We start from the raw sequence: 26,330 nt of genomic DNA, 5'->3' as shown, positions 1-26,330 counted from the left end.
CGGCTATGAGGCGCGCATGGAATGGAAGATCACCGACGGACTGACCGACTATGACAGCGCCGTCGCCTTCATGGAGGCGCGGGTAGCCGAGATTGCGGCCGGAACTGCGGACGAGTGCATCTGGTTCTTGGAGCATCCGCCGCTCTATACGGCCGGGACATCAGCCAAACCCCAAGACCTGACCGACCCGGATCGATTTCCGGTCTACGCCAGCAAGCGCGGGGGTGAATACACCTATCACGGACCCGGCCAGCGGGTCGTCTATGTCATGCTGGATGTCGGGAAGCGCGGCCATGATGTCCGCCGCTTTGTCAAACAGCTGGAAACCTGGGTGATCTCGGCACTGGCCGAGTTCAACGTCCACGGAGAAATCCGCGAAGGCCGTGTCGGTGTGTGGGTGCCGCGCAAGGACAAGCCGCTGACCGTCAGCGGCGAACCGGCCGAGGACAAGATCGCTGCGATCGGCATCCGCTTGCGGAAATGGATCAGCTTCCACGGCATCTCGATCAACGTTGAACCCGACCTGGAGCATTTTTCGGGCATCGTTCCCTGCGGCATCCGGGAGTTCGGCGTGACCTCGTTGGTGGATCTGGGATTGCCGGTGACAATGGCCGATGTCGATGTGGCGCTGCGCAAAACCTTTACTGAGGCTTTTGGCCCTGAGGCGGCCTGAACCCCTCGCATCGACCATGGTCTCGAATCGCAGAACCTGACCCTGCGGAACGACAATCCTCGATGCAGGGTTCTTCTGTTTCTCAATACGGTCGCAAATTTCCGAAGATTGCCGCGAATTGCCTTAAAATTTAAGGAATCTCCTTCTTCCTTCCACACAACAGCCGCAGTTTGAGGTATCATGAATATACCGTTCAAGAGTGAGTGGTATGTTAACCGGTGATCGCGGCCAGCCCGCGAAAATCGATCAAGTGTTTGGTTACGAGTCTGCCGTTCCGACCCCATATCGGAACGGCAATTCTCGTTTTTGGGGCCTCAGTTTTCGCCTGATTGGTTCGTGGCATGGCCGAACCGCATGGTCTGTGGGCAGGCCCGACCAGCCATTTCCACCTCAAGCGTCAGGTGGCCGATCCCAAAACTGTCGCGCATTGCCTGTTTTACCAGACCGCGCACCTCTTCAGCCTGCGACCAGGCCCAGTCTTCGACCACCAGATGCGCGGTAAGAGCGGGCTGGTTTTCCTGCATGCTCCACAAGTGGACATGGTGAACTTCGCGCACGCCGTCCATTGCCTCAATGGCCGAGGCGACCTCCTCGGGGTCCAGATCGGGCGGCGCGCCAAGCATGAGAACCCGGATCGTTTCTCCGATCTCGCTCTGGACATGCCACAGGATGTAGAGCGAAATCAGAATGGTGACGGCCGGGTCGACCCAGGTCCAGTTGAATAGGATCACAGCCACCCCGGCCACGATCACTGCAACCGATCCCAGCGCGTCAGCAACGTTGTGGATAAAAGCCGCGCGGATATTCATGCTGGTTTTGGCCATGCTATAGGTCAAAAGCGCGGTGATCAGATCCACCACCAACGCCAGCATGGCTATCCAGACCACAAGCCAGCCGTCAATCGGCTCGGGCTGAAAGAACCGGGTCACACCTTCGTACATCAGGTACACGGCGATGACGATCAGTGTGGTATAGTTGACCAGCGCCGCGACCACTTCGACCCGACCGTATCCGAAGCTCATGCGCGGGTCGGCTGGGCGTCGCGCGATCTTGCGGGCAAAGAACGCGATGATCAGTGCAATCGCGTCGGAAAAATTGTGCAGAGCGTCAGCGATGAGCGCCAGCGACCCCGAAAAGATCCCGCCGACCACCTGTGCCAGCGTCAAAAACATATTGACCGCGATGGCCCATGCCACCCGCGCGTCTCCGGCATCGGCGTCGATTTGGGCGTGGTGTTTGTGTCCGGCGTGGGAATGATCATGCGCCATGATGTCGTGTCCTTGTCTGGGTCATGGTCCATACCTAATTCCTCTAGTGACTAGAGGTTCAAGGGGGATTGCAGAAAATGTTCTCGATCGGGGATTTGTCCCGGCGCACAGGCGTCAAAGTCGCCACGATCCGGTTTTACGAAGAAAGGGGCCTGCTGCAACCGCCGGAACGGACCGCCGGCAACCAAAGGCGTTATGACCGCGCCGCGCTCGAGCGGCTGCACTTTGTCAAACACACGCGCGATCTCGGACTGCCATTGGCCGATGTCGAGGCCCTGCTGTCATTGGAAGGCGCCCAGGGCGCCGATCTGAACCGGGCACACGAAATCGCCGAGCGGCAACTGGCGGACCTGCAGGATCGGATTGCAAAGCTGCGCCGGCTCGAGACCGAGCTTGCCCGGATCGCGGCCGCCTGCGACGGGCAGCACGACCACGTCTGCTCAGTCTTGCAGGCGTTTGGGGATCACGATGCCTGTTCAGGGACGCATCAGGCGCCCCCACCCGTCACGCCAGCGCAGCCCTGATGCGCTCGGCGTGTTTGGCGATCTCGTCGAAATCGCCCATCTTTCCGGGCGGGCGCAGAGAGACGCCCTCGTGCCGGGGCAGGACATGGAAATGCAGGTGAAACACCTCCTGCCCTCCGGCCGCCTCGTTGAACTGCTGGATGGTCACCCCTTCGGCGTCAAAGGCGCGCATGACCGCACGCGCCAGTTTCTGAACCGTGGTCATGACTGCGGCCAGTTGCTCGGGTGTGGCATCCAGCACGTTGCGGCAAGGCGTTTTCGGGATCACCAGAAGGTGCCCGTCCGCACGCGGCATGATATCCATGAAAGCCAGCGTGTCCGCATCCTCGTAGACGCGGGTCGAGGGGATCTCGCCCCGCAGGATCTTGGCAAAGATGTTTTCGGGATCATAAGCGGTCATGGTGGGTCTCCGACAAAGGGGCTGCGTGTTGTTCTGCGGCCAAGCCCGCAGCGGGTCAAGGCGTGATTCCGCCCTTGGACAGCCCCTGTCCTTGCAATTCGCCCGATCATCCCCAGATACCGGTCATCCAAGGCCGATATCGCGTGGGTGACCTCCTGCCCCGCGACAATTAATCTTGATCCAGATCAAACTCGGCCATTGAAGGCCGCCCCCTTGCATTCTAAAACCAGCAGGAATCCCGCGCGCCGGAGAGGTCCGGCTGCGCGGTCTATTTGCAACAGGAGGCACCTAAATGGCAGACGCAGCCATTCATGGTCACGATCATGAAGACCAGCGCGGATTCTTTACCCGGTGGTTCATGTCGACCAACCACAAGGATATCGGGATCCTTTACCTGATCTTCTCGGCCTTTGCCGGGTTCATCTCGGTCGCGATGACCATCTACATGCGGCTTGAACTGATGCATCCGGGCGTTCAGTACATGTGCCTGGAAGGCTTCATGGCCGACCCCTGCACTCCCAACGGACACCTTTGGAACGTGATGATCACCTATCACGGTGTCCTGATGATGTTCTTTGTGGTCATTCCCGCCCTGTTCGGCGGTTTTGGAAACTATTTCATGCCGTTGCAGATCGGTGCACCGGACATGGCGTTCCCGCGGATGAACAACCTGTCCTTCTGGCTGTATGTCGCCGGCACCTCGCTGGGCATCGCGTCGCTGCTGGCCCCCGGCGGCAACGACCAGGCCGGCTCGGGCGTGGGCTGGGTTCTTTACCCGCCGCTGTCGACGACCGAAGGCGGCATGTCCATGGACCTGGCGATCTTTGCCGTGCACGTATCGGGCGCCTCCTCGATCCTCGGCGCGATCAACATGATCACTACCTTCCTGAACATGCGTGCCCCGGGCATGACCCTGTTCAAGGTTCCGCTGTTCAGCTGGTCGATCTTCGTCACCTCGTGGCTGATTCTGCTGTCGCTGCCGGTTCTGGCGGGCGCGATCACCATGCTGCTGATGGACCGCAACTTCGGCTTCACCTTCTTTGATCCGGCCGGTGGCGGTGACCCGATCCTGTACCAGCACATCCTGTGGTTCTTCGGTCACCCCGAAGTGTACATCGTGATCCTGCCAGGCTTTGGCATCATCAGCCACGTAATCGCCACCTTCTCGCGCAAGCCGATCTTTGGCTATCTGCCGATGGTCTGGGCGATCATCGCAATCGGCGCGCTGGGCTTTGTCGTGTGGGCACACCACATGTACACCGTGGGCATGTCTCTGCGCCAGCAGGCCTACTTCATGCTGGCCACGATGGTCATCGCGGTTCCGACGGGCGTGAAGGTGTTCTCGTGGATCGCCACCATGTGGGGCGGCTCGATCGAGTTCAAGACGCCGATGCTGTTCGCCTTCGGCTTCCTGTTCCTGTTCACCGTCGGCGGTGTGACCGGTGTGGTTCTGTCGCAGGCCGGTATCGACCGGGCCTACCACGACACCTACTATGTCGTCGCGCACTTCCACTACGTGATGAGCCTGGGTGCAGTCTTCGCCATCTTTGCAGGTGTGTACTTCTACTTCTCGAAGATGACGGGCCGTCAGTATTCCGAGTTCTGGGGCAAGGTTCACTTCTGGATGTTCTTCATCGGTGCAAACCTGACCTTCTTCCCGCAGCACTTCCTGGGCCGTCAGGGCATGCCGCGCCGGTACATCGACTATCCCGAAGCCTTCGCTCAGTGGAACTTCGTCTCGTCGATCGGTGCGTTCATCTCGTTCGCTTCGTTCCTGCTGTTCTTCGGCATCGTGATCTACGCCCTGCTGCGTGGCGCCAAGGAAACGCGTCCGAACCCGTGGAACGAATATGCGGATACGCTGGAATGGACCCTGCCCTCGCCGCCGCCCGAGCACACGTTCGAGCAGCTGCCCAAGCAGGAAGACTGGGACAAGGGCCACGCGCACTGATCCCTTCCCGAAAACAGGAAACCCCGCCTTCACGGCGGGGTTTTTCTTTTTCTGTTCGCGCTCTACCGGCCATCGCATTCCGCGGGCGGTCGCAATATCGTTGAAAATCGGGTATCCTTGGCGCGCCGCATGTCCGGCCAATCTCCGAGGTCACCATGCCCGATATTGATTTCTGGTACTCCATCGGCAGCACTTACAGTTTCCTGACCATCATGCGTCTGGACGATTGGTGCGCAGAACATCAGGCGCAGGTTAACTGGCGCCCTTTCGACGTACGCGCGGTCATGTCTGAACAGAAGAACATTCCGTTTGCGGGCAAACCCGTCAAGTCGGCCTACATGTGGCGCGACATCGAACGCCGCGCAGCCAAGTACCATATCCACGCCAAGCTGCCCGCCCCCTATCCGATTTCGAACCTCGAATTGGCCAACCAGGTCGCGCTGCTGGGAATCCGGGAAGGATGGGGCAAGAGCTTTACCCAAAACCTTTACAGGATCTGGTTTGAGGACGGTATCGAAGCCGGCAGTGAAAACGCCATCTCCGAGGCTCTGTTCCGCTGCCAGCTGGACCCGCTGCCGGTCATGGCCCGCGCGCGCAGCCCCGAAATCGAAACCGCGTTGAAAGCTGAAACCGAAACGGCAGTAGCCCTGGGCGTATTCGGCGCGCCAAGCTTTGTTACGCGGGGCGAAGTGTTCTGGGGCGACGACCGGCTTGAAGACGCGCTGTCCTGGGCGCGGGTCGGACACGTCGTTTAAAATTGGCAATCGACACCGGATCAGCAGGCGCTATTTTTGCAATATGCCCTACCATTGGAACATCAGCTCGAACTCGGAACAGGAATTGCGCCTTTGGCCGCACAATTCCCTGCCACCGCGCGGCGCAATGGCCGTCGTACTATCGGTTTTCCTGTTTGGACTTATACCCCTACTGGCAGTTCTGGGATCGGTTCTGCTGTGGGGGCTATTGCCGTTCCTTCTGTTGACGGTGGCGGGCCTATGGCTTGCGATCCAGTCAAACTATCGGTCCAGAAACGTGTTTGAGGTACTGACCCTTACCGGAACCCAAGCACGCCTGATCCATCACAGCGCCCGGACCGGGCAGCAGGAATGGAGTTGCAATCGATACTGGGCGCGTCCGGAAATGCACAAGGCCGGCGGTCCGGTCCCGAACTATGTGACCCTGTCGGGTGAAGGACGGGTGGTCGAGATTGGCGCGTTCCTCTCAGAGGAGGAACGCATTTCCTTGTATGATGATCTGGTAAAGCGGCTGCGGGAACCAGCACCCGAATAAAGTGCGTCAGCAGTCGCCGTTCGACGCGGCGCACAGGTGGTCTTTGACCAGCGGCCCCACCTTTCCAAAGTCCATCTGGCCTGTGTAGTTGGCCTTGAGCTCGCCCATGACCTTGCCCATGTCCCGGATCGACCCGGCACCGGTCGCGGTGATCGCCGTCTGGATGGCCTTTGCGACCTCATCATCATCCAACTGCTTGGGCAGGAATTCCTCGATGATCTTCACCTCGCGCAGTTCGCGCTCGGCCAGGTCCAAACGACCACCTTCCTCATAGGCCCGCGCGCTTTCTTTGCGCTGCTTGCTCATTTTCCCAAGAATCTCAAGAACATCTGAGTCATCACAGCCCTTGGCCTCTTCGTTTCCAGCCGCACGCAGCGCGATGTCCCGATCCTTGATCGCGGCATTGACCAGCCGCAGCGTCGACAGACGCTCGGCATCCTTGTCCTTCATTGCTTGCTTCAGGGCAGTGGTCACCCGAGTTCGCATATCCATCTGTTCTGTCCATCCCCATGGCAACGGAACCCCGAACATATCTAAACAAAATCCGAGGCACAACAGCAGACACATAAGGCTAAATCATTGAAAAACAACAATAGCCCAAAATTTGAACAGGGTTGACCCGAGACCCCAACCCCCTTAGTTATGCGCCGATTTACCCGATAGGAGAGTCGCGCCATGGCCCATCAAGCCACGTCCAAGCCCACCGCATGTCTGGCTCTGGCCGACGGAACGCTCTTCTTCGGAACCGGGTTCGGCGCCACGGGACAAACCGTGGCCGAGCTGTGTTTCAACACCGCGATGACCGGATATCAGGAGATCATGACCGACCCGTCCTATGCCGGGCAGATCGTGACCTTCACCTTCCCGCATATCGGCAATGTCGGCGTCAATCCCGACGATGACGAAACTGCCGATCCGGTGGCCGCGGGCATGGTCGTGAAATGGGATCCGACCGAGCCGTCAAACTGGCGCTCGGCCGAGCGGCTGACCGACTGGCTGGCCCGCCGCGGCCGGATCGCCATCGGTGGGGTCGATACCCGCCGGCTGACCCGTGCGATCCGCCAGCAAGGCGCTCCGCATGTCGCGTTAGCCCATGACCCGCAAGGCAACTTCGACATCGAAGCCCTGGTTGCTGCAGCGCGTGGTTTCGCCGGGCTGGAGGGCATGGATCTGGCCAAGGATGTGACCTGCGCCCAGAGCTACCGCTGGGACGAGATGCGCTGGGCCTGGCCGGATGGCTACCGGCGTCAGGAAGCGCCCGTGCACAAGGTCGTCGCGTTGGACTACGGCGCAAAACGGAACATCCTGCGCTGCCTGGCTTCGGCCGGTTGCGACGTGACGGTACTGCCCGCAACCGCAACCGCGGCTGAGGTGCTGGCGCACGAACCTGATGGCGTGTTCCTGTCCAACGGCCCGGGAGACCCGGCTGCCACTGGCACTTATGCTGTGCCGATGATCAAGGAAATTCTTGAAACCACGGATCTGCCGATTTTCGGGATCTGCCTTGGTCACCAGATGCTAGCACTGGCGTTGGGCGGCAAGACCATCAAGATGAACCACGGACACCACGGCGCGAACCACCCGGTCAAGGACCTGGAAACCGGCAAGGTCGAGATCACTTCGATGAACCACGGATTCGCGGTCGACGCCCAATCGTTGCCTGCGGGGGTGGTCGAAACCCACCGGTCGCTCTTCGATGGCTCGAACTGCGGCATCCGCATGTCCGATCGCCCGGTGTATTCGGTTCAGTATCACCCCGAAGCCTCGCCCGGCCCGCAAGACAGCTTTTACCTTTTTGAACGGTTTGCCGCGGCCATGGCCGACCGAAAAGTGCGCGCTTGATCCCGCAGGTTTGCGGACCGCGTCAACGTTAACCCGGAATTAACCTTGATTGAGCAACTCTGACCCGACATCTCGGGCAGGGTTTTCTTATGGTTGAATTGAATTTTCTGGGTCACGGGCCCGCGACCCCGGTTTCTGGCATTGGCCCCCGCAAACCTTTGGGCACTTGCCTGATCGACTTGGGGGTGATCACCCCCGCTCAACTGGATCACGCCCTGAAACTGCAGGAGCGGCAGGACGCTCCTCTGGGCGAAATTCTGGTTGGCGAGCATATGGCCTCGCGCAGCGATGTGTTGTTGGCGCTGGGCCAACAACATGGGCTGCAGATCGCCGATCTGGAAAACACGCCGCCACCCGCTGACCTTTGCGCGCTGCGCCCGATGCAGTTCTGGCTGACGCACAACGCCATTCCGTGGCTGCGAGTCGGACCCGTGCTTTTGGTCGCGACAGCCTACCCAGACCGCTTTGATGAAATAAGGTCCGGGTTGGCAGATTGCGCCCAGACCGTCCTGCCGGTTCTGGCCGCACCCGATAACATCGACCAAGCCATTGCCCGACACTACGCAAAACCTTTGGCCGAGGCGGCGGAAACACGGGCGCCGCTATCGCAAAGCTGCCGCTCATGGACTGCGAGTTCACGTCTCCTGCCTACCCTCTTGGCGCTGGCTGCGCTTGTGGGCTTGGGTCTGCAACCGAATGCCGGGCTATCCCTGCTGTTCTGGGCAGCAGTTTCAACGCTGATCCTGTTCCTGATTCTTCGGCTGGCCGGGTTGATATCGTATCTCTTCCCCAAAAAGGCCGAGAAACCAGACGGTCTGCTTGCGCAACAGCGCCTGCCCTGCGTGTCCATCCTGGTACCGCTGCACAAGGAACGGGAAATCGCTGGTGCGCTGATCCAACGGCTGAAACGCCTGACCTATCCAAAGGCGCTGTTGGACGTGATTCTGGTCTTGGAAGAGCATGATGACGTCACCCGGTCAGCGCTTGCGCAGACCACCCTGCCCAGCTGGATCCGAACGCTGGAGGTGCCCGATCTTGGCAACCTGACCACCAAGCCAAGGGCGATGAACTATGCGCTGGATTTCTGCCGAGGAGAGATTTTGGGCGTCTGGGATGCCGAGGATGCGCCTCTGCCAGACCAAATCGAGACCGTGGTGGAGCAATTCGCCCGCGCGCCCGATGATGTGGTCTGCCTGCAGGGTGTTCTGGACTACTACAACCCGCGCACCAACTGGCGCTCGCGTTGCTTCACCATCGAATACAGCGGTTGGTTCCGCGTGATCCTGCCCGGAATCGCGCGGTTGGGTCTTGTGGTGCCGCTGGGTGGAACGACGTTCTTCTTCCGCAGGGACAAGCTGTTGGAATTGGGGGGCTGGGACGCTCACAATGTGACCGAGGACGCGGATTTGGGGGTTCGGCTCAGTCGCGCGGGCTATCGCACCGAAATCGTGAATACCGCCACGTATGAAGAGGCCAATTTCCGCGCCTGGCCTTGGGTGAAGCAACGCTCACGCTGGCTCAAAGGGTTTATGGTCACGTACCTTGTCCACATGCGCTCGCCCCTGGCATTGATGCGCGATCTGGGGATGTGGCGCTTTTTGGGAGTCCAAGCCTTTTTCCTGGGGACGGTCGGACAATTCCTGCTTGCCCCGGTGCTGTGGGTCTTCTGGCTGACCTTTTTGGGGCTGACGAACCCTTTCGAAGCTGTATTGGCACCGCAAATCTTGAACGCCTGTGTCTACCTATTCCTGACCGCCGAGGCCGCGAACATCCTAGTTGGAGGCTTGGGCGTGATCGCCGGAGGGCGCCGTTTCCTGCTGCCGTGGGTCCTGACCATGGCACTCTATTACCCCTTGGGTGTGGCGGCAGCTTACAAGGCGCTGTGGGAACTGGCGGTCAGACCATTCTTCTGGGACAAGACCCAGCACGGACAGGCCAGCGAAGAAGTGCAGCCGGACGAGGAAGCTATTTCTCGCGCCGGATTGCATCCTGCTTCAGCCGGGTCATGAACGCGACCGAGATATGTTCCTTCAGGGCTCGGTCGGCGGCTTCTTCGTCATGAGCCGCGATTGCCTCGACGATCCCCTTATGCTCACTCTGAGCGATCTCACCGCGGCCCTGCGCGGCCAATGAAGTCGTTGCCATCAGAGCCATGGTGCGATGGACAAGGTCCAATTGCTGCACAAGGTAGCGGTTGTGCGACGCAAGGTGGATCTGCTCGTGGAACCGCCGGTTGGCCCGGGACAGCGCCACTGGATCATCCACAAGCGCGTCATCGGCTTCGACCATATCCTGCAGGACTTTGATTTCCTCATCCGTGGCATGGCGCGCGGCCAGTCGGGCCGCCAGCCCTTCCAATTCGCGCCGCACGACATACAGCTCGGCCATCTGGTTGTGGTCCAGCGAGGCCACGATCAGCGAGCGCCCGTCACGTTCCAGCAGCGACTGCGTCTCGAGCCGCTGCAGCGCCTCGCGGATCGGGGTGCGCGACACGCCGAACCGCTCGGCCAGTTCGCTTTCCACCAGCCGGTCGCCGGGTTTGTACACCCCCACGTCAATCGCTTCGAGGATCAGGCTGTAGGCATCGGTCTGCGGCTGTTTCGTCTGGTTCATCGGGTGCTGTCTCTCCTCGTTCGGACATGTCTATCCGCGCCACGGGTCTGCAATCAAGTGCGCCATTGAAAACCCGGTGGCCGCGGCCTAAACCCAAGCCTATGGTCAAGCCTGCATTTTCACATGTCACCCAATGGGTGTTCGATCTGGACAACACCCTCTATCCGCCACAGATGCGCCTGTTCGATCAGATCGAGGTTCTGATGACGGAATACGTGGTCGAAGCCCTGCGCGTCGACCGGGCCGAGGCTGACCGGCTGCGCCAGCACTATTGGCGCGAACACGGCACCACGCTGGCCGGACTGATGGCCGAACATCACTTGGACCCCGAGCCCTACTTGCACGCGGTTCATCAGGTCGACCTGAGCCACATGGAACCCGACCCTGCGCTGGCCGCGCATATCCGGGCCCTGCCCGGGCGGCGCATCGTCTACACCAACGGCAGCGCGCCCTATGCCGAGCGGGTTCTGGCCTCACGCGGATTGGACGGGCTGTTCGACGCGATCTATGGGGTCGAACATGCGGGGTACCGGCCCAAACCGGACAAGGCCGCGTTTGAAACGGTCTTTTCCCGCGACGGCATCCACCCCGACCGCGCTGCGATGTTCGAAGACGAGCCTCGCAACCTGAAGGCCCCGCATGACATGGGCATGCGTACCGTGCATGTTGCCCCCGATCCGCATGACGCGGATCATATCCACCACCACACCGATGACCTGACCGCCTTTCTAGCGCGCCTGATCTGAACCACCCGAGACTGCGACGAAATGCACCTGCGCGCGGCCTGAAACTGCGACGATCCGCGCATTCTGCGGGTGCACAGTCGTTCCTACATCAGGCCCAGCGACGAACAGAACTGGAGACCCTGATGACCGCGATCGAGATGCCCGGCCGCCTGCCCTTTTGGCAGCGCCTGCTTTTTGCAATTCCCCTGTTTGGCTGGCTGGCCCGCGATGCGGCCAATGGCAAGCCCGAGGATCTGGGCTATACCGTTGCGGCGCTGGTCAGCATGTGGGGCTGTTCGGCCCTGTTGTTCGGCCTGCCGGGCCTGTATCTGCCGGCCCTGGCGATGGTGCCGGTGATGTTCCTGATTCTGGTCCTGATCTCACGCGGCTAGACCACGGGACAGGATGTCACTTGGCGCAGGCCCCAGAACCGCACTAGGGTCCGCAGGCAACGGAGAGTGACGCGATGACCGACAGTTGTGACATCCTGATTTCCGGCGGCGGCATCGCCGGGTTGACCGCGGCGGCCGTATTCGGCGCCGCAGGGTTCGACGTGATCTGCGTGGACCCGACCCCGCCCGTCACCGACCGCGACGCCGACGGATCCGACCTGCGCACCACCGCGTTTCTGCAACCGGCGCACGGACTTTTGCAGCACTGCGGTTTGTGGGACCGGCTTGAACCGCACGCCGCGCCGCTGCAGATCATGCGCATCGTGGACGCGGGCGGTGACATCCCCGAGCCGCGCGTGGTGCGCGATTTCAACGCCGCCGATATCTCGGATCAACCCTTTGGCTGGAACCTGCCCAACTGGCTGCTGCGGCGCGAGATGGTGGCCCGGCTGCACGAACTGCCGAACGTCGATTTCCGCCCCGGCACCGGCACCGTCAGCCTGTTCACCCGCACCGCCGAGGCGCGTGTGGGCCTGTCGGACGGTACGCGCATCCGCACCAAGCTGGTGATCGCCGCCGATGGCCGCAACTCGCCCATGCGCGAGGCTGCGGGAATTAAGGTCCACACTACGCGTTACGGGCAAAAGGCACTGGCCTTTGCGGTGACGCATCCGTTCGCCCATGAAAACGTCTCGACCGAGATCCACCGGTCCGGCGGGCCGTTCACTCTGGTCCCCCTGCCCGACTGGCAGGGCCAGCCCTCGTCGGCGATCGTGTGGATGGAGCGCGGCCCGCGCGCGGTCGACCTGCAGAACCTGCCCGAGGCTGAGTTCGAGGCCGCGATGACCGAGCGGTCCTGCGGCCTGTTCGGACCGCTGAAACTGGCCTCGCGCCGGACGATCTGGCCGATCATCAGCCAATCGGCCGAGCGCCTGTCGGCCCAGCGCGTGGCCCTGATGGCCGAGGCCGCCCATGTGGTGCCCCCGATCGGGGCGCAGGGGCTGAACATGTCACTGGGGGATCTACGCAGCCTGCTGGACCTGGCCCAGGCCCGACCCGAGGGTCTGGGAGATGCCCAGATGCTCGATGCCTATCACAAGTCCCGCCATGCCGAGATCGAACTGCGCGTCAAGGGGATCGACCTGCTGAACCGCGCCTCGATGGTCGAGGCACGGCCGTTGCGCGATGCACGCGCTGCCGGGCTGAACGCGCTTTATTCGATGCCGGTGGTGCGCAAGACGCTGATGCAGATGGGCCTCGGCGTGCGCTAAGGCCCGTTCCGGCCTACAGCACCTGATCCAGCACCCGCTTGAGCCGAGCCACCGTGCCGTCGACGTCATACAGCTTGTCCAGACCGAACAGGCCCAGGCGGAAGGTGCTGAACCCTTCGGGCTCGTCACATTGCAGCGGCACACCGGCCGCGATCTGCATGCCCAGCGCGGCGAATTTCCTGCCGTTCTGCACCTCGGGGTCGTCGGTATAGCTGACCACCACCCCCGGCGCGCCAAAGCCTTCGGCCGCGACCGAAACGACCCCCTTGTCGCGCAGCATTGCCCGCACAGCATTCCCCAGCCGCCATTGCGCATCGCGCAGCTTTTCGAACCCATAGTCACGGGTCTCCTGCATCGTATCACGGAACGCCCGCAGCGCATCGGTGGGCATGGTGGCGTGATAGGCATGGCCGCCGCCCTCATAGGCCTGCATGATCTGGCGCCATTTCTTCAGGTCCAGCGCGAAACTGTCCGAGGTGGTCTCGGCCAGCCGCGCCTCGGCGCGGTCGGACAGCATGACCAGACCGGCACTGGGCGAGGCGCTCCAACCCTTTTGCGGGGCCGAGATCAGAACGTCCACGCCGGTGGCCTTCATGTCGATCCAGGCACTGCCCGAGGCGATGCAGTCGAGCACCATTAACGCGCCGACCTCGTGCGCTGCGGCAGCCATCGCGGTGACATAGTCATCCGGCAGAATGACCCCGGCCGAGGTTTCCACATGTGGCGCGAACACCACGCTGGGTCGTTGGCTGCGAATGGTTTCGACCACCTGGTCGATCGGCGCCGGCGCAAAGGGCGGCGGGCTGGAATTCCCCGTTTGACGGGCCTTCAACACGGTGGCCGAGGCCGTCAGCCCCCCGGTTTCGATGATCTGGCTCCAGCGATACGAAAACCAGCCGTTGCGCACCACCAGCACGTCGGCGCCGCGGGCGAACTGACGGGCCACGGCCTCCATCGCGTAGGTTCCGCCACCCGGCACCACGGCCACGCCGTCCGCGCCATAGACCTCACGCAGCATCCCTGAGATGTCGCGCATCACCTGCTGGAACGCCTGCGACATGTGGTTGAGCGAGCGGTCGGTGAACACGACCGAGAATTCTTCGAGCCCGTCCGGATCGACTGTATTCAACAATGCAGGCATGCTGTCTCCTTTTCTGGGTTGCTCACTTTCTGAAGGCTTTGCATCTGTTGGTAAAGTGCTCATTGACCCTCATGCGCTTCCCTTAAGTCAACGGTCAGAAGCCTGGCTGCACACCCGATTCAATAGCCTGATAGGCCGAATTGACGCCAATTAGTGTCACCTCTCCCTTTACACCTTGACGTGTTTCTGAACAGATACACACATCTTGAGCTTGAAAGGATATTTTAGACCGTGAACGTTCAAAAGCGGATCAGTTTTCAATTCGTTCGGGACGAAGTGAAGCGGCGGATCGAGACACGGGTCTGGCCCCAAGGTTCCTTGCTGCCGACCGAAACCCAGCTTGCCGAAGAGTTCAACTGCGCGCGTGCAACCGTCAACCGTGCGCTGCGCGAACTGGCAGAGCAAGGGTTCGTCGAGCGCAAGCGCAAGAGCGGAACGCGGGTCAAGAAATCACCCAGCAAACAGGCCAAGCTGGAACTGTCGCTGGCCCGTCAGATCGTCGAAGACCAGAACCAGACCTACCGCTATGCCCTGGTCGAGCGCAGCATCGACAAGAGCCCGGGCTGGCTCAGCTCGCAACTGGGTCTGCCGCCGCAATCGCAGATCCTGCATCTGGTGTGCATGCACTATGCCGACAACCGCCCGTTTCAGCACGAAGAACGCTGGATCAACATTTCGGCCGTCCCCGAGGTTGAAGATGCCAATCTGGAAGAGGTCGGGCCGCATGAATGGCTGTTGAATGCGAACCCCTTCATTGACGCCGAGCTTGCACTCTACGCCATTTCCGCCGACAGCCACTTGGCAGATTATATGGGAACGACGACCGGGGCCGCGATGATTCAGCTTGAGCGCACGACATGGAAAGACGGACAGCCGGTTTCGTTTGCCCGCCTGACCCACCATCCTGGCTATTGCATCCGTACCCGCTACTGACCGCTAGCCTATCGGCCCGGGCAGGCGTTCTTCGCTCAGCAGTACATTTGCTTCGACGTCCCCGGCCCCCGGCAGGGTCATGATACGCCGACGCAGAACACGCTCGAAATCTGCCAGATCGCGTGCCACCACCCGCAGTCGGTAGTCATACAGGCCCAGTACGTGTTCCACGGTTTGGACTTCGGGAATGGCGCTAACGGCGCGTTCGAAATCCTCGAGGCTGACCTGGCCTTTGCGCGCCAGCTTGACGCCCAGAAATACTGTGACACCGAACCCCAGTGCCTCGGCGTTCAAGCGCAGCCTGCGCCCCTTGATGATGCCCGCCTGCTCCAGCCGCCGGATCCGGCGCCAGGTGGCAGGCTGCGACAGACCGAAACGCCGCCCCAGCGCACCTGCACTCTGCGTCGCGTCCTGAGCCAAAGCGCGCAGCAGTTTGCGGTCCAGTTCATCCAGTTCGATCATACCGGCAGCACCTCGTCCCGCTTGACCCGCGCGATGTGCATCAGGGCCTCGATATCGGCGATATGCGGCAGGGTCAGGATACGATCGCGATAGACCTGCTGATAATGCGCCATGTCCCGCGCGATGACGGACAGGCGGACATCCACCCGCCCCAGAAAGGTCTGGATCTCGATCACCTCGGGCACTTTGCGGGCGGCTTCGGTGAATTCGTCGAAGGCGCGCGGCTGGGTCTTGTCCAGGGTCACCCGCAGCGACACCTCGACCGCATAGCCCATGGCGGACCAGTCGATCACGGCCTCCTGCCCCTGAATGATCCCGGCGGCCTGCATCTTCTCGATCCGCCGCCAGCACACGCCATTGCTGATCCGGCACCGCTCGGCCAGTTCGGCGGTGCTCAGGCTTGGGTCGGCCTGAAAATGGCGCAGGATGCGGCGGTCGATGTCGTCAAGCATGACTTTTTCAAGTTTTCCGGTTTCTAAGAATTATTCTTCGCTTCTGTCGTCAATATCCAATGCCATCGCTCTCGCCAATAGCAATCACTGCAGATAGAACCGCAGCAATCGAAACAGAAAGGACCGGCAAAATGCGCGTCTATTACGATCGCGATTGCGACATCAACCTGATCAAGGACAAGAAAGTGGCCATTCTGGGCTATGGCTCTCAAGGCCACGCCCACGCGCTGAACCTGCGCGACTCGGGCGCCAAGAACCTGGTCGTCGCCCTGCGCGAAGGCTCGCGCTCGGCCAAGAAAGCCGAAGCCGAAGGCCTGCAGGTGATGGGCATCGCCGAGGCCGCGGCCTGGTGCGACGTCATCATGTTCACCATGCCCGACGAGCTTCAGGCCGAGACCTACAAGAAATACGTGCATGACAACATCAAGCCCGGCGCGGCAATCGCCTTTGCCCACGGCCTGAACGTGCATTTCGGCCTGATCGAGCCGAAAGAGGGCGTGGACGTCATCATGATGGCCCCCAAAGGCCCCGGCCACACCGTACGCGGCGAATATGTCAAAGGCGGCGGCGTGCCGTGCCTGGTGGCCGTTCACACCGACGCGACCGGCAAGGCGCTGGAAATCGGCCTGTCCTATTGCTCGGCCATCGGCGGCGGCCGTTCGGGCATCATCGAGACCAACTTCCGCGAGGAATGCGAAACCGACCTGTTCGGCGAGCAGGCCGTACTGTGCGGCGGTCTGGTCGAACTGATCCGCTGCGGCTTTGAAACCCTGGTCGAGGCCGGCTATGCACCCGAGATGGCCTATTTCGAGTGTCTGCACGAGGTGAAGCTGATCGTGGACCTGATCTATGAAGGCGGCATCGCCAACATGGACTACTCGATCTCGAACACCGCGGAATACGGTCAATACGTGACCGGCCCGCGCATCCTGCCTTACGAGCAGACCAAGAAGGCGATGAAAGAGGTTCTGAACGACATCCAGCAGGGCAAGTTCGTGCGTGACTTCATGCTGGAAAACCAGGTCGGTCAGCCCACGATCAAGGCTTCGCGCCGGGCCAATGACGAACACCAGATCGAAGAAGTCGGCAAAAAGCTGCGGGGCATGATGCCCTGGATTTCGGCCGGCAAGCTGGTCGATCAGGAAAAGAACTAAGCCCGAACGGCTTGGACCCAAGGGCGGCCCCGGTGGCCGCCCTTTTCATGCGGAACGGATGAACGGCCAGCAATGGTGCCTCAACCCAACATACGCGACTGGAGCGGCGTCATTGCCCTGGGCCTGATCTGGGGCGGCACCTTCATGGTCGTCGCGATGGCGCTGGAAGGCTATGGCCCGATCACGGTGGCCACGGCGCGGACGACGCTGGGCGCGGTGATGCTGCTGGCCTTGATGGGGCTGACCCGGCGGCGCATTCCCAGCCTGACACCAAGTCTCGCGTGGTCGGTAATCCTGATCGGCATCCTGTCCACCGCGCTGCCTTTCGTGCTGCTCAGCTGGGGGCAGCAATATGTACCCTCGGCCTTTGCCGGGCTGTCCATGGCTGCAATTCCGCTGATGGTTCTTCCGCTGGCGCATTTCTTCTCGGATGAACCCCTGAACGCACGTCGTTTCGTCGGGGTATCGCTGGGCTTCACCGGAGCGCTGGTGCTTACCGGCCCAGGGCTGGCGCAACTGGGCAGCGGGGCCGAGCCGCTGGCACAGCTGGCCTGCATCGGGGCGGCGTTCTGCTATTCGGTGGCGTCGATCCTGACCCGGCGATGCCCGCCGATCGACCCGGTGGTTCTGGCCGCACTGACATTGGTGGTGGGCGCAGTGATCCTGGTGCCCATCATGCTGGCGACCGAGGGCGTGCCCGCACCGCAAGGCCTGCGCCCCACGCTTGCGCTGATCGTGCTGGGCCTTGTGCCCACGGCCTTTGCCACCCTGCTGCGGGTGTCGATCATTCGCAGCGCCGGGTCGGTCTTCATGACTCTGGTGAACTATCAGGTGCCGGTCTGGTCGATGATCTTCGGCGCGTGGATCCTGTCCGAGGCACTGCCGCTGCGGTTCTACATAGCATTGGCGCTGATCCTGACAGGCATGGCCATCAGCCAATGGTTCAGCCTGCGCAAGTTGCTGTTGGGCTACTGACGCGCGGCGGCTTCGACCTCGGCCACGATCCCATCGACCACCTGTGCCAAAAGGGCGTCATCCTCGCATTCCGCCATCACGCGGATCAAGGGCTCGGTGCCCGACTTGCGGATCAGCAACCGCCCCTGCCCGTTCAGCCGCGCCTCGGCATCAGCAATCGCGGCCTTGACTGTCTCCGCTTCCAGCGGGGCCTGACCTTCGCCATAGCGCACGTTCTTCAACAGTTGCGGCACCGTCTCGAACTGCTGCGCCAGATCCGAGGCCTTGCGCCCCGAATTCACCATCTCGGCCAGGAAATGCAGCCCCGCCATCAGGCCATCACCCGTGGTGGCATAGTCGCTCATGACGATATGGCCGGATTGCTCACCGCCAAGGTTGAACCCGCCGTCCCGCATACGCTCGACCACATAGCGGTCACCGACCGCCGTCCGTTCCAGCCGCAGCCCGCGCGCGCCCAGAAACCGTTCCAGCCCCAGGTTCGACATGACGGTCGCAACAAGCGCGCCGCCTTTCAGCCGTTCGGAAGAGGCCCAGGCGGTGGCCAGAAGGGCCATCAGTTGATCACCGTCGGCGACCTGCCCGTTCTCATCCACGATCACCACCCGGTCGGCATCGCCGTCGAGGCAGATGCCCACATCCGCCCCATGCGCCACGACGGCCTCGGCCGCAACGCGCGGCTGGGTCGAGCCGCAACCCAGGTTGATGTTCTTGCCGTTGGGCGCAGTTCCAACAGGGATCACCTCGGCCCCCAGTTCCCACAACACCTCGGGTGCGGTGCGGTGCGCGGCGCCGTTGGCGCAGTCGATCACCACCTTGAGGCCATCCAGACGCAGCTCGCGCGGCAGAGATGACTTGACCCGCTCGCCATAGCGGAACCGCGCGTCATCGACACGCCGGGCGCGCCCGATATTCTGCGCCTGCGCGGGTTTGACCCCCTCTTCGATCAGCTGTTCGATTTCAAGTTCGGCCTGGTCGGACAGTTTGAACCCATCGGGTCCGAAGAACTTGATCCCATTGTCTTCGGCCGGGTTGTGGCTGGCCGAGATCATCACACCCAGATCGGCCCGCATCGACCGGGTCATCAGCCCGACCGCCGGTGTCGGCACCGGCCCTAGCAGCAGCACGTTCATGCCGGTCGACGTCAGACCCGCCGTCAGCGCGTTTTCCAGCATATAGCCCGACAGGCGCGTATCTTTTCCGATCACCACCCGGTGAACGCCCGAGCCATCCCGGCGGAAGTACCGCCCCACCGCCGCGCCGATCCGCAACGCCATCTCGGCCGTCATCGGATAGGTGTTGGCGGTGCCCCGCACCCCGTCGGTTCCGAACAGCTTGCGCATACCTGTTACTCCACAAAGTCCTGCCTGCGACCCGATTACCGGACAGCGGCCCACAGGCGCAAGGCCTGAGCGGTCTCGGCCACGTCATGCACCCGGATGATCTGCACACCTTGCGACAATCCTGCCAACGCAACGGCGATTGATCCCGGCGCGCGGGCATCCTTGCGCGGTTCCGCACCGATCCGGCCGATGAAGCCCTTGCGTGACACTCCTAGGAGGATCGGGCAGCCCAACCCGTGAAACAGGCTGAGATTGCGGAGTAGGCTTAGGTTGTGTTCCTCAGTCTTGCCAAAGCCTATGCCCGGATCAACGATGATCCGGCCCCGATCCAGCCCGAGGCCTTCCAGCCGGGCCACCTGCCCGGACAGGAAATCGTAGACGTCCAGCAGAACGTTGTCATAGGTCGGGTTGTCCTGCATCGTGGCCGGGTCGCCTTGCATGTGCATCACGCAGACCGGCGCATTGATTTCAGCGCAGAAAGCCCCAAGCGCGGGATCGAAGGTAAAGCCTGAAACATCGTTGATCAGCCCTGCCCCGGCCTCGACTGCGGCCCTGGCCACGGCGGATTTGCGCGTGTCGATCGAGATCAGCGCCGGTGTCTCGGCCCGGATCGCGCGGATCAAGGGCTGGGTGCGGGCGATCTCTTCGTCCTCGGGTACAAAATCCGCACCGGGGCGAGTGGATTCACCACCGATGTCCAGAATGGTCGCACCGTGCGCGACCATTTCCCGGGCTGCTGTACACGCGGCGTCGGGGGTGTTGTGCTTGCCACCGTCGGAAAAGCTGTCGGGCGTGGCGTTCAGAATGCCCATGATCTGCGGCTGCGCCATATCCAGTCCGGCAATCGCGGCGCGCGGTTGCGTCAGCCGGTCCAGCCACGTTTCAGGGATATCGGCAGCCGCAACGATCCGGGGTGCCGCGTCACGCTGCAGACATTCGGCATGGGTGAACCACAGGTCCTGCCCCGCCAGCAGCAAGGCCCCGTCCGGGCGCACAGGCCCGTGTTGCACCAATGGGCGATAGTAGCTGGTCACAGTTGCGCCTGCTCCACCGGAACCGCCCGAAGCGGCGTTTTGGGCGACTCGGGCAGTTCCCCGCCAATGACCAGCATTTCGCTGGCCTCAAAGGTGGCGGCGAACCAGGCGGCCAAGGCCACCGCATCGGACGGCGCCGCCGAAGGCCCATCGACCGCATCCAGCACGATCTTGGACGGTGCCCAGACACAGATCTGACCGTTCTTCATGGCCCAGTCCAGTTCGGTCCGGGTCGAGACGACGACGCAGCGATGATCACGCGCGGCCAGCACCCAAGCGTTCTGCTCGATCGCCAGCAGGTCGATCCGGCGCTGGGTCATGGCATGGCCGGTCTGCGGCACCGGCAGATCGGAGGCGCCCACGCAAAGAATCAGCGGTCGCTGCCGGTTTTCCAACTGGTCGATCCAGCCCGACAAATTTTCGGACTCAATCGCTGCGTTCGACAGAAAGACCAGCCGGGGTTGTGGGCGCTTTTCTTCGATGACATCGTGATGGACGGCATCCTTGCCACGAACGATTTCGACGCCCAAAGCACCCGGACCGCGATCCAGTTTTTCAATGCGTACAAAAGCTCTTACCGCCTGAGGTTCAAGCAAGATCCGCTCAGCTATTCGATCCGCCAGCGTTTCGAGCAAGTTCAGACGCTCGGCCGCCAGTTCATAGGCGATGGCCTCGGTCACCCGGTCATAGGACAGGATGCGATCGACATCATCGTCGATGTTTTCGGTCAGCGGACGCACTTCGACCACAATGTTGAAACAGATGCGCTGGGTGGTGCCCCGTTCGGCCTGAAAGGCGCCGATCTCGACCTCGACAATGTGGTCGCGCAACGAGATACGATCCAGCGGCCCGCGTGGCGCAGTCGCCTCGGACCGTTCGGACGGGTGCGCAAAGGCAAGGCGGATTTCAGTACTCATGGCACGGGCCTTTTCGGGCAGCTTGGACAGGTTTGCCCAATTTAGTGGTTCCGCGCGGCTATAGCATTCAAGCAAACGCCATTCCAGCCGCCGAATGCGGCGTCAGGTGACGCGGTACCAACTCATCATACCCGATGCGGCGTGTCCAAGCATATGGCAATGCAGCAGCCAGTTGCCCGGGTTATCGGTGACCAGCGCGATCTCGCGAGTCTCGCCACGTTCGACCAGAACCGTATCGCGCCATGGCCCAAGACTTCCGTCCGGCAAGATCAGCCGAAAGTGGTGACCATGCAGGTGCATCGCGTGCGGGAATACCGTTTCGTTCACGAAGGCGATCCGGTGAACGCTTCCCAAGGGCGCGTCCATAAACGGGTCATCGAGTCGCTCGGCGAAGCCATTCAGCGCCCAGAACCGCCCCAGCTGAGCCAGCTCCCGACCCGAGAGCTCGGTCTCGCCAATCCGCGCGCTTTCAAGCCAGCGCATGGCACCGCCCTGCAGCCTCATCTCGTGCCGCGGTACGTTGTTGATATCCGTCAATTCCGGAAGCGGGTTCGGCGGCAATTGCCGAACTCCCGACCGGGGAGTAGAAGCCGCCTGCCCTGCCACAGAAAATCGGGCCAAACCAAAGGCGCCGTCACGTTCCTGACTGAACAGGTTGGCCGTTTCCGCATCCGCAGCCAGCACATCCACCAACAAATCCGCACGTTGTGCCGGGGCCAGCGGGAACGTGTCCTCAATCGGGATCGGCTCGGCCAAAGGCATTCCATCCAGCGCGACGATCCATCCGGACATTCCGTCGAGGCCCACGGTGAAGACACGCGCATTCGCGGCGTTGACCAACCTCAGACGCAGGCGTTGGTTTTGTTGAACAGGAAAGGATGGGTCGAATGCTCCATTGACGGTAGTGAGGTTTCCCAGCCGACCAGCATGGCTGAGGTCATGACCGTTGTCGAAGTCTTGGGTAATCTGGGCCGTTTCCGGATCAAGTCGCCAGTCATCGAGCATCAGCACCAGATCCTGCTCCACATCCGGCGCTTCGGACTCGTGCACGATCAAAGGGCCATACAGGCCACGGGCCACCTGTTCGACTGACTTGTTATGCGCATGATACCAATAGGTTCCGGCGTCCGGCACGATGAAATCATAGTCGAAGGTCGCGCCGCTTGGAACCGCTTCCTGAGTAAGACCCGGCACGCCATCCATAGCGTTGTCGATGCGGATACCATGCCAATGAACCGAGGTGGCTTGCGGTAATTCGTTCACCAAGCGGCGCTGAACCCGCTCGCCTTGCTGCAGATGGATTGGGCTGCCTGGCACCGACCCATCAAAGCCCCAGATATCGGTTTCCGGAAACCCCGGAGGGGCAATCAACTGAGCGCCCTCGCGCGCAGTCAGGGTCAGCGGCGCGGAGCGCGCCAGCGTTGGAAACACCGCAAGCGCGGCGGCAGATTTCAAAAGGCTTCGGCGGCTCAGATTCATTGCGGATCTCCTTGACCGCAATATAGCCCTTGGTTTCACCCGCGCCATCAACGTTCCAGCGCGGGTGCGTCAATGCGCGCTAGTTGCTCGCAGTGCGGTAGTTGTGGCGGTAGAAGATATGCACACCGATGCGCGCAGTTTCCTTGTAAACGCGCGACCACGACGGGCGCACCGCCTTGGTGTGGTAATGCGTGGCCCCCGACGTCAGCGGGTCGCTGACCCCCTCGATCGCCGCCTTGGCAACTTTGGCCACGCGCTCATAGGCTTTCTTCTCGTGAATGACTTCCTTGCGGCCGTCACAGGTATAGGTGAACTGGCACTGATATTTCTTGCCTGTTCCCTGACGGATCACGCCGCAGACGGTGTTCGGGAAACGGGTGCTTTCCACCCGGTTCAAAATCACCTCGGCAACCGCGAATTGGCCGCGCACGCTCTCTCCGCGCGCTTCGAAATACAGGGCCTCGGCCAAGCATTTCAGATCTTCGCCACCGCTGGCTTTGGGCTGTTGGTCCAGCCAGGCCTTGGTGTAGGAAATCTCAACCGGTTGGACCTCTTTCCTAGGTTGGAACAGCTTCAGATAGTCGCGAAAGCTTTGTCCCGGCACCTGGTTGCGCGACACCAGTTCGCGCTTGGCAGTCTCGGTGGCTTCCCTCTCGGCAACGGACGCACTCGGCATCACGGTTGCCGCCGCAATGGCAACAGCCAGTATATATCGTAGCATCAGATAACCTCGCACAGGCACTTCACGCGCCATACCCTCCCCCGGCGGGCGCGACGGGGTCATAACGCAGAAGGCGCGAAAGGTCCAGTTCTGAGGAAAAAGCAAGAAAAATCTTGCCCGCGGGGCCAAAATTAATCAGCCACAGGTCCATCCCGAAACCACTATTCCTAGGGCTTTGACGGCCTGTCAACCCCCAAGTTTTGACGAAATCGCCAACTGAGCGGCAGCCAGCCGAGCGACCGGGACTCGGAAGGGTGAACAGGACACATAATCGAACCCCAAATCCCGACAAAGGGCGATTGATTCGGGGTTGCCGCCATGTTCACCACAGACCGAAAGCGTGACATCGGGCCGAGCTGTACGCCCCCGCTCCGAGCCCAGCTTGAGCAGTTCGCCGACCCCATCGGCGTCCAGAACATGGAACGGATCCTCGGTGAACACCCCCTGCCGAACATAGGCTGACATGAAGCGTCCCGCGTCGTCGCGTGACAGACCATAGGTCATCTGCGTCAGGTCATTGGTGCCGAAACTCAGGAACGAGGCATGAGGAGCGATTTCCTCGGCGCGCAAACAGGCCCGGGGCGTTTCGACCATCACACCCAACCGGTATTCGAACTCCTGACCACGCTCGGCCGCAACGGCTGCGGCAACCGTGTCCACCCGCGCCTTGATCAGTTCGACCTCGCGCTTGGCCGAAACCAGCGGAATCATGACCTCGGGCACCACCGGCGCGCCATTTTTGCTGGCTTCGAGCGTCGCCTCGAAGATCGCGCGGGCTTGCATGTCATAGATCTCGGGCACCGTGATACCAAGGCGTACGCCCCGCAACCCCAGCATGGGGTTGTATTCGCTCATTTCGTCCACCCGACGCTCCACATCCGAAACCGGAAGATCCAGCGCTTCGGCCAGTTCGCGCTGCCCGCTGCGCGTGGTCGGCAGAAACTCGTGCAGAGGCGGATCGAACAGTCGGATGCAGACGGGTTGCCCTTCCATGATCCGGAAAAGCTGCACAAAATCATCGCGTTGCATCGGAAGCAACCGCTCCAGAACCGCCGCGCGTCCCGATGAAGTCTGAGCGAAAATCATCTCGCGCATCACGATCAGACGACCGGGGTCGAAAAACATATGCTCGGTTCGGCACAACCCAATCCCCTGCGCCTGGAAGTTTCGCGCAGCCTGCGCGTCGGCAGGAGTGTCGGCATTGGCACGAATTGATATGTCTCGCTCGGCGTCGGCCCAGCTCATCAAGGTCTGAAAACAGTCATCCAGTGCAGCTTCGAGCATCGCCGGCTCGCCCGCCAACACCTGGCCCGAGCTTCCGTCAATCGTCAGAATGTCGCCTGTGGTGAAAACGCGGCCGTCCGGAACGGTAAGCTGCTTTTTCTTGGTCTGGAACCGCATCTCGGACGCGCCGACGATACAGGGCAGCCCCAGCCCACGCCCGATCACGGCCGCATGGCTGGTCATGCCACCCTTTTCGGTCAGTACGGCGACCGCGGCGTGCATGCCGCGCACATCCTCGGGCGAGGTTTCACGGCGCACCAGAATGCAGGGCTCGCCGCGCGCCGCGCTGGCCTGTGCCTCGGCCGAAGTGAACACGATCCGGCCGGTGGCCGCCCCGGGACTGGCCCCGATACCCGTGGTCAGCACGTCACGCTTGGCCTCGGGATGCACCTGACGGTGCAGTAACTCATTCAGAGAATGCGGGTCGATCCGCATGACGGCTTCCTGCGGGGTGATGATGCCATCCTCGGCCAATCGAACAGCGATCCGCATGGCGGCGCGGGCGCTGCGCTGAACGCGGACCCCGTCCAGAATATGCACCTTGCCGTTTTCGATCACGAATTCGACCTGCATCTCTTCGCGCAATTTGCGCCGCATCAACGCCGCATGGGCCTTGAGGTCGGCAAAGGCCTGAGGCGCAACATCCTCGAGCGCTTGCCCGCGCGGGTCCTTTTCAAGGTAGAGGGCCGCAACCCCCTCGCCCAGCGCATCGCGCCCTTGGCTTTGGCTCAGGTAGCGGCCTGTGATCTGCGGCATGCCGGTCGAGGTATCCACCAGCTGCAGCACACCCGATCCGCATTCGCCCTGACCGACGCCCGGGATCATCTCCTGAATGACAAGGCCCAGTCCGGCATCCGCCGGAGCGCCCTTGGCCTGCCGCAGCAGACGGGCGGACGTACCATCCCACGCCCGCGCCATCGAGCGCAGGACCGCCAGCAACTGCTCGCCCCGGTCCTGGGGGAACGCTTCGTCCGTTTCGTCCTCATAGGCGCGCAGGGTCTGGCGCAGGCCTTCGCGACCATCGGCTTCGATGTCGTCGAAAACGTCCGCGTCCAGTCGCGCAACGTGGATCGCATAACTTTGGACGAACCGCAGATACAGTGCGGCAGCGGCCTCGGGACCCATCTTGTCGGACAATTCCACGAAACGGGCATCGTTCATCCCGATGTTCAGAACCGCGCCGGGGCCACCCCAGTCAGGGTCCTCGGAACTGGGGCGAACGCACAGCAACGCCGATGCGTCGAACTGTTCAAGTATGGCTTCGATTGCCGGGATATCGCCGTCAGCGATCCGCCGCACCTGATCGAAGGACAGGGCCACCGTACGCGGTACGGGAAGGTCCAACCGCACAAGGCGCTGCAGACATTTCGCCCGGCCGCCATGGGTGTCGGCGGCGACAGGAGCATCAGGAGTGATGAGCGTGGTATGCGGATTATTCTGCACTGCGGCACCTTTTGGTTTCACCGCAGCATAAGCGCCCCAGCCTTCC

The 26,330-nt window shown here is 61.8% G+C and carries 26 protein-coding genes; 13 read left to right on the top strand and 13 right to left on the bottom strand.

What is annotated here, in order from left to right; all coding sequences use genetic code 11:
- The first annotated feature begins 16 nt into the window (after nucleotides 1–16).
- The gene (gene lipB / locus ACR0NB_RS02505) at nucleotides 17–673 is read left to right on the top strand and encodes a lipoyl(octanoyl) transferase LipB (RefSeq protein ID WP_480774850.1); all 657 of its coding nucleotides are present in this window, start codon (nucleotides 17–19) and stop codon (nucleotides 671–673) included.
- Nucleotides 674–987: 314 nt separating this feature from the next.
- Here lipB and ACR0NB_RS02500 read toward each other — a convergent pair whose 3' ends face one another.
- Nucleotides 988–1,941, bottom strand: coding sequence for a cation diffusion facilitator family transporter (locus ACR0NB_RS02500; protein WP_170366413.1), 954 nt, complete (start codon nucleotides 1,939–1,941; stop codon nucleotides 988–990).
- A gap of 77 nt (nucleotides 1,942–2,018) precedes the next feature.
- Between ACR0NB_RS02500 and ACR0NB_RS02495 the strand changes: the two genes are divergently transcribed.
- Entirely contained in the window at nucleotides 2,019–2,465 is a 447-nt protein-coding gene (locus ACR0NB_RS02495) for a MerR family transcriptional regulator (protein ID WP_170366415.1), read from the top strand.
- Here the strand turns inward: ACR0NB_RS02495 and ACR0NB_RS02490 are convergent.
- Complete coding sequence (locus tag ACR0NB_RS02490) at nucleotides 2,446–2,865, bottom strand: HIT family protein (RefSeq protein WP_170366417.1); 420 nt, start codon at nucleotides 2,863–2,865, stop codon at nucleotides 2,446–2,448. The genes ACR0NB_RS02495 and ACR0NB_RS02490 overlap by 20 nt on opposite strands.
- A gap of 292 nt (nucleotides 2,866–3,157) precedes the next feature.
- Between ACR0NB_RS02490 and ctaD the strand changes: the two genes are divergently transcribed.
- From ctaD to ACR0NB_RS02475, 3 genes are all read left to right on the top strand, one after another.
- Nucleotides 3,158–4,816: a cytochrome c oxidase subunit I gene (gene ctaD, locus ACR0NB_RS02485; protein WP_480774849.1), complete on the top strand. Its 1,659-nt coding sequence runs from the start codon at nucleotides 3,158–3,160 to the stop codon at nucleotides 4,814–4,816.
- A 155-nt stretch (nucleotides 4,817–4,971) separates the two neighbouring features.
- Entirely contained in the window at nucleotides 4,972–5,571 is a 600-nt protein-coding gene (locus ACR0NB_RS02480; RefSeq protein ID WP_170337940.1) for a 2-hydroxychromene-2-carboxylate isomerase, read from the top strand.
- Nucleotides 5,572–5,614: 43 nt separating this feature from the next.
- The gene (locus ACR0NB_RS02475; RefSeq protein ID WP_480774848.1) at nucleotides 5,615–6,106 is read left to right on the top strand and encodes a DUF2244 domain-containing protein; all 492 of its coding nucleotides are present in this window, start codon (nucleotides 5,615–5,617) and stop codon (nucleotides 6,104–6,106) included.
- 6 nt (nucleotides 6,107–6,112) lie between these two features.
- Here the strand turns inward: ACR0NB_RS02475 and ACR0NB_RS02470 are convergent, their stop codons facing one another.
- Nucleotides 6,113–6,598, bottom strand: a complete 486-nt coding sequence (locus ACR0NB_RS02470) for a GatB/YqeY domain-containing protein (RefSeq protein WP_170434947.1) — start codon at nucleotides 6,596–6,598, stop codon at nucleotides 6,113–6,115.
- 183 nt (nucleotides 6,599–6,781) lie between these two features.
- Here ACR0NB_RS02470 and carA point away from each other — a divergent pair, with 183 nt between their 5' ends.
- Together carA and ACR0NB_RS02460 are read left to right on the top strand one after the other, a co-directional pair.
- Nucleotides 6,782–7,948 (top strand): glutamine-hydrolyzing carbamoyl-phosphate synthase small subunit, encoded by a 1,167-nt coding sequence (gene carA, locus ACR0NB_RS02465; RefSeq protein ID WP_480774847.1) that lies wholly within the window; start codon nucleotides 6,782–6,784, stop codon nucleotides 7,946–7,948.
- A gap of 89 nt (nucleotides 7,949–8,037) precedes the next feature.
- Entirely contained in the window at nucleotides 8,038–9,957 is a 1,920-nt protein-coding gene (locus tag ACR0NB_RS02460; RefSeq protein ID WP_480774846.1) for a glycosyltransferase family 2 protein, read from the top strand.
- On the opposite strand, the gene ACR0NB_RS02455 is transcribed toward ACR0NB_RS02460, so the two are convergent.
- Nucleotides 9,914–10,561, bottom strand: coding sequence for a GntR family transcriptional regulator (locus ACR0NB_RS02455; protein WP_480774845.1), 648 nt, complete (start codon nucleotides 10,559–10,561; stop codon nucleotides 9,914–9,916). The genes ACR0NB_RS02460 and ACR0NB_RS02455 overlap by 44 nt on opposite strands.
- A 101-nt stretch (nucleotides 10,562–10,662) precedes the next feature.
- Between ACR0NB_RS02455 and ACR0NB_RS02450 the strand changes: the two genes are divergently transcribed.
- The 3 genes from ACR0NB_RS02450 (at nucleotide 10,663) to ACR0NB_RS02440 (ending at nucleotide 12,949) form a co-directional block, all read left to right on the top strand.
- The gene (locus tag ACR0NB_RS02450) at nucleotides 10,663–11,307 is read left to right on the top strand and encodes a pyrimidine 5'-nucleotidase (protein ID WP_480774844.1); all 645 of its coding nucleotides are present in this window, start codon (nucleotides 10,663–10,665) and stop codon (nucleotides 11,305–11,307) included.
- 122 nt (nucleotides 11,308–11,429) lie between these two features.
- The gene (locus tag ACR0NB_RS02445) at nucleotides 11,430–11,678 is read left to right on the top strand and encodes a hypothetical protein (protein ID WP_093962490.1); all 249 of its coding nucleotides are present in this window, start codon (nucleotides 11,430–11,432) and stop codon (nucleotides 11,676–11,678) included.
- Between the two features lie 74 nt (nucleotides 11,679–11,752).
- Nucleotides 11,753–12,949 carry a UbiH/UbiF family hydroxylase gene (locus ACR0NB_RS02440; protein ID WP_480774843.1) on the top strand — a complete coding sequence of 399 codons (1,197 nt, stop codon included), beginning with the start codon at nucleotides 11,753–11,755 and terminating at the stop codon, nucleotides 12,947–12,949.
- A 13-nt stretch (nucleotides 12,950–12,962) separates the two neighbouring features.
- Here ACR0NB_RS02440 and ACR0NB_RS02435 read toward each other — a convergent pair whose 3' ends face one another.
- Complete coding sequence (locus tag ACR0NB_RS02435; RefSeq protein ID WP_480774842.1) at nucleotides 12,963–14,090, bottom strand: aminotransferase class V-fold PLP-dependent enzyme; 1,128 nt, start codon at nucleotides 14,088–14,090, stop codon at nucleotides 12,963–12,965.
- A gap of 231 nt (nucleotides 14,091–14,321) precedes the next feature.
- Between ACR0NB_RS02435 and ACR0NB_RS02430 the strand changes: the two genes are divergently transcribed.
- Nucleotides 14,322–15,023 (top strand): GntR family transcriptional regulator, encoded by a 702-nt coding sequence (locus ACR0NB_RS02430; RefSeq protein WP_170363152.1) that lies wholly within the window; start codon nucleotides 14,322–14,324, stop codon nucleotides 15,021–15,023.
- A gap of 3 nt (nucleotides 15,024–15,026) precedes the next feature.
- Here the strand turns inward: ACR0NB_RS02430 and ACR0NB_RS02425 are convergent, their stop codons facing one another.
- The gene (locus ACR0NB_RS02425) at nucleotides 15,027–15,485 is read right to left on the bottom strand and encodes an Lrp/AsnC family transcriptional regulator (protein ID WP_170363151.1); all 459 of its coding nucleotides are present in this window, start codon (nucleotides 15,483–15,485) and stop codon (nucleotides 15,027–15,029) included.
- The gene (locus ACR0NB_RS02420; RefSeq protein WP_170366436.1) at nucleotides 15,482–15,937 is read right to left on the bottom strand and encodes an Lrp/AsnC family transcriptional regulator; all 456 of its coding nucleotides are present in this window, start codon (nucleotides 15,935–15,937) and stop codon (nucleotides 15,482–15,484) included. The genes ACR0NB_RS02425 and ACR0NB_RS02420 overlap by 4 nt, the downstream gene beginning before the upstream one ends.
- 131 nt (nucleotides 15,938–16,068) lie before the next feature.
- Between ACR0NB_RS02420 and ilvC the strand changes: the two genes are divergently transcribed.
- Together ilvC and ACR0NB_RS02410 are read left to right on the top strand one after the other, a co-directional pair.
- Nucleotides 16,069–17,091, top strand: coding sequence for a ketol-acid reductoisomerase (ilvC, locus tag ACR0NB_RS02415; protein WP_170390472.1), 1,023 nt, complete (start codon nucleotides 16,069–16,071; stop codon nucleotides 17,089–17,091).
- 72 nt (nucleotides 17,092–17,163) lie between these two features.
- Complete coding sequence (locus ACR0NB_RS02410) at nucleotides 17,164–18,066, top strand: DMT family transporter (protein ID WP_480774841.1); 903 nt, start codon at nucleotides 17,164–17,166, stop codon at nucleotides 18,064–18,066.
- On the opposite strand, the gene glmM is transcribed toward ACR0NB_RS02410, so the two are convergent.
- The 6 genes from glmM to ACR0NB_RS02380 form a co-directional block, all read right to left on the bottom strand.
- Complete coding sequence (gene glmM / locus ACR0NB_RS02405; RefSeq protein WP_480774840.1) at nucleotides 18,060–19,406, bottom strand: phosphoglucosamine mutase; 1,347 nt, start codon at nucleotides 19,404–19,406, stop codon at nucleotides 18,060–18,062. The two genes, ACR0NB_RS02410 and glmM, sit on opposite strands and share 7 nt — an antisense overlap.
- A gap of 35 nt (nucleotides 19,407–19,441) precedes the next feature.
- The gene (gene folP, locus ACR0NB_RS02400; RefSeq protein WP_480633296.1) at nucleotides 19,442–20,440 is read right to left on the bottom strand and encodes a dihydropteroate synthase; all 999 of its coding nucleotides are present in this window, start codon (nucleotides 20,438–20,440) and stop codon (nucleotides 19,442–19,444) included.
- Nucleotides 20,437–21,357, bottom strand: a complete 921-nt coding sequence (locus tag ACR0NB_RS02395; protein WP_170358592.1) for a dihydroneopterin aldolase — start codon at nucleotides 21,355–21,357, stop codon at nucleotides 20,437–20,439. The genes folP and ACR0NB_RS02395 overlap by 4 nt, the downstream gene beginning before the upstream one ends.
- Nucleotides 21,358–21,459: 102 nt before the next feature.
- A complete protein-coding gene (locus ACR0NB_RS02390) occupies nucleotides 21,460–22,836 on the bottom strand; it encodes a multicopper oxidase family protein (RefSeq protein WP_480774839.1) in 1,377 nt (458 codons plus the stop codon).
- A gap of 79 nt (nucleotides 22,837–22,915) precedes the next feature.
- Nucleotides 22,916–23,557, bottom strand: coding sequence for a cell wall hydrolase (locus ACR0NB_RS02385; RefSeq protein WP_170418097.1), 642 nt, complete (start codon nucleotides 23,555–23,557; stop codon nucleotides 22,916–22,918).
- A gap of 186 nt (nucleotides 23,558–23,743) precedes the next feature.
- Entirely contained in the window at nucleotides 23,744–26,305 is a 2,562-nt protein-coding gene (locus ACR0NB_RS02380; protein ID WP_170358587.1) for a putative PEP-binding protein, read from the bottom strand.
- Nucleotides 26,306–26,330 lie beyond the last annotated feature (25 nt).

The organism is Ruegeria sp. CG3 (assembly GCF_056537205.1).
The sequence above is the reverse complement of the archived record's forward strand: the minus strand, read 5'-3'. Positions and strand labels throughout refer to the sequence as shown.